2 protein-coding genes and 2 pseudogenes are annotated in these 2885 nt (G+C 66.4%); all 4 read left to right on the forward strand.

Annotation, left to right across the window (positions count from 1 at the left end; all coding sequences use genetic code 11):
* A pseudogene (locus VDP82_RS16600) lies at positions 1–373 on the forward strand (nucleoside-diphosphate-sugar epimerase); the annotation flags it as partial.
* A gap of 8 nt (positions 374–381) precedes the next feature.
* The gene (locus VDP82_RS16605; RefSeq protein WP_323015939.1) at positions 382–1413 is read left to right on the forward strand and encodes a hypothetical protein; all 1032 of its coding nucleotides are present in this window, start codon (positions 382–384) and stop codon (positions 1411–1413) included.
* 149 nt (positions 1414–1562) lie between these two features.
* Entirely contained in the window at positions 1563–2531 is a 969-nt protein-coding gene (locus VDP82_RS16610) for a glycosyltransferase family 4 protein (protein ID WP_323015940.1), read from the forward strand.
* Positions 2531–2885, forward strand: a pseudogene (locus tag VDP82_RS16615) (polysaccharide biosynthesis protein); the annotation flags it as partial. The gene VDP82_RS16610 and the pseudogene VDP82_RS16615, both read left to right, overlap by 1 nt.

A 2885-nucleotide genomic window follows, 5' to 3' on the forward strand; every position in this document is an offset into this window, starting at 1 on the left:
CGTCCATATCAGCGATATCGTCGCCGCCCTGCTGCTGGTCATGGAGGCCGACACTCCTTCGGGCGCCGTCTACAATGTCGGCTCGGGCGTGCCCACCAGCTTGCTCGAGCTGGCCCAGACGCTGACCGGCCTTACCGGCTTTTCCGCCCCCATCCGCATCAGCGGCGACTTTCGCGTCGGCGACATCCGCCACTGCTATGCAGACCTGACCGCCATAAGGCGCGATCTCGGCTTCGAGCCCTCCGTCGGCTTCTCGGCCGGGCTGGAGCGCTTCATCGGCTGGGCGCGTCATCAGCCCGCCTATCAGGACAAGTCCGAGATCGCCGCCGAGGAATTGCGTAGCCGGGGCCTGGCCAGCGGGCCGGCCAAGTGAGCACGCAGGTGAGCGGTCTTTCCCTGCGGGGCGGCGAGGCGGCTGGAGCGCGCAACGCCCTCGTCGTCTGTCCGCGCTTTTTCCAATATCCCGAGATGATCGCGGCCGAGCTGGAGCGGGAGGGCTATCGCGTCTGGCTGGCCGACGACCGGCCGGCGCGCGGAACCCTCTACAAGCTGCTGCTGCGACTTTTCCCACGCCTCATCGGCAGGCTCTCCACCGCCGAATTCACCGGGCTCGCCGAAACGCTGGCCGGGACGGAGATCGACCTGGTGCTGGTCATCAAGGGGGAGGCAATGACGCCCCCCGCCGTCGCGGCGCTGCGCCGGGCGTTTCCGCAAGCCCGCTTTTCCTATTATCTGTGGGATTCGGTGCGCAATGTCGGCAATGCACCCGATATCGCGCCGCTTTTTGATTCCATCGCCACCTTCGACGCCGAGGAAGCCGCCCGGTTCGGCTGGCACTATCGCCCGCTCTTCTCCAGCGCCGTGGCCCAACCCGACGGCCCGGGAGCGGAAAAGCTCTATGACTGGAGCTTCATCGGCACCATCCATTCCGATAGGGCCCGCGTCATCCGCCGGTTGCGCCGCGCCCTGCCCGGGCGGGCGAGCTTCGTATTCGGCTATTTTCCCAGCCCGCTGATCGCCCTGGCCCACCGCCTCAAGGACCCCGCCATCAACGTCGATCCCCCCGACACCATTTCGCTCAAACCCATGCCGGGCGAGCGGATGCGGCAGATCCTGGACCAGTCCACCGCCATCATCGATGTCGAGCACCCCCGGCAGACCGGCCTCACGATGCGCACGGTCGAGACCCTGCTGGCCGGACGCAAGCTCATCACCACCAACCTGCAGGTGCAGCAGAGCGCGCTCTTCCACCCCAGCCGCGTCCACGTCATCGACCGGGAGGCGCCGACGGTGCCGGACGCCTTTTTCGATACGCCGTTCGAGCCGCTGCCCGCCTCGACGCGAGCCGATTACGGTCTGGCGGCCTGGGTGCAGGACCTGGTCCGCCCCGATCCGGCGGATCGGCGATTCTAGAGAATATCTCCTGAAAGGCGGGAGGAGCCGCATTCACCCGGCTGGTGACACAAGGGGCTTCATGTGCGGCGGTTTAGCAGATATGGGATGAGGCATCCGAACGGGGGCAGGATTCCACATCGGGGCAAGGGAGACACGCGATTTACTTGATGATCGCCGGTATCGTGGCAGGTTTGGTCGCCCTGGCCCTGACCGAACTCGTCCGCCGCAACGCGGTGCGTTTGCGGCTGGTCCAGATTCCCAATCACCGCTCGTCTCATACCATTCCTACTCCCGCCGGAGGCGGCGTGGCCATTGCCGTGGTCTCCACCCTGGCCGGCCTGGCCGCCGGCTTTTTCGGCGGCACCGATCTGGCGGTCATCGCCGGTTTTGCCGCCGCTCTGGCAGTGGTGGGCTATGCCGACGACGTCCTGGACATCAGCGCCCGCTGGCGTTTCCTCATCCAGTTTATCGTCGTGGTCGGCCTGGTCTGGATAGTCCAGCCCCTCGCGCCCGCCCAACCGCTTTTCGCCTGGCTTGCCGGCGCTGTGCTGGTCGTTGCCGGGGTCTGGTGGATCAACCTCTACAATTTCATGGACGGCATAGACGGCATCGCCGGCAGCCAGGCCATCGCCATTCTGGGCTGCGCCCTGTGGCTGGTGCATGGCGGTGACCCGATCGAGGCCCTCTGGATCGCCGCCACCATCGGCGCGGTCGCCGGCTTTCTGTGGTTCAACTGGCCCCCTGCCCGCATCTTTCTCGGCGATGTCGGCTCCAACTATCTCGCCGTCGCCATTCTGGGCCTGGCCCTGCACACTTCGGCAGAGGGAACCGTCACCCCGGCGGCCTGGGCAATCCTGCCCGCCGTCTTCGTCACCGATGCCACGCTGACCCTGCTACGGCGCATGCTGACCGGCCAATCCTGGTTCAGCGCCCACCGCTCCCACGCCTATCAGCACCTGTCGCGCCGGTGGGGGCATCGCCCGGTGACGCTGCTTTATCTGGCCTTGACCATTGCCTGGTGCCTGCCCCTCGCCTTATGGACCAATGCCGACCCGACCATGGCCTGGCTGGCGCTGCCACTGGCCTATGCGCCGCTGCTGGTATTCGTATTCGTTTCCAAAGCCGGAGAGGCCTGATGTATTCACGGCTCGTCAACATACTGCAAGCCATGCCGCGCAGGGGCAAGCGCGTCATCCTCATCGGCTTCGATGTGGTGGCCCTGTTCGCTGCGGCCTGGCTGAGCTATGTGCTGCGCCTGGGCACCGGCTTCACCCCCTCGCCAACCCAGTTCGCCATGATGGCCGCCGCTCCGGTGGTGGCCATGCCGATCTTTCTGCGGTTCGGGCTCTACCGCGCCGTGATCCGCTATCTGCCCGACCGGGCGATCTGGACCGTCATCAAGGCGATGACGCTGGCCACGCTAGCCTGGATGGCGCTGCTTTTCCTGGCCGAAATGTCCCGCCTGGGCACCATGCCCCGCACCGTGCCGC

This window comes from Devosia sp. (genome assembly GCF_034675085.1).
In the GTDB taxonomy this organism is placed as follows: domain Bacteria; phylum Pseudomonadota; class Alphaproteobacteria; order Rhizobiales; family Devosiaceae; genus Devosia.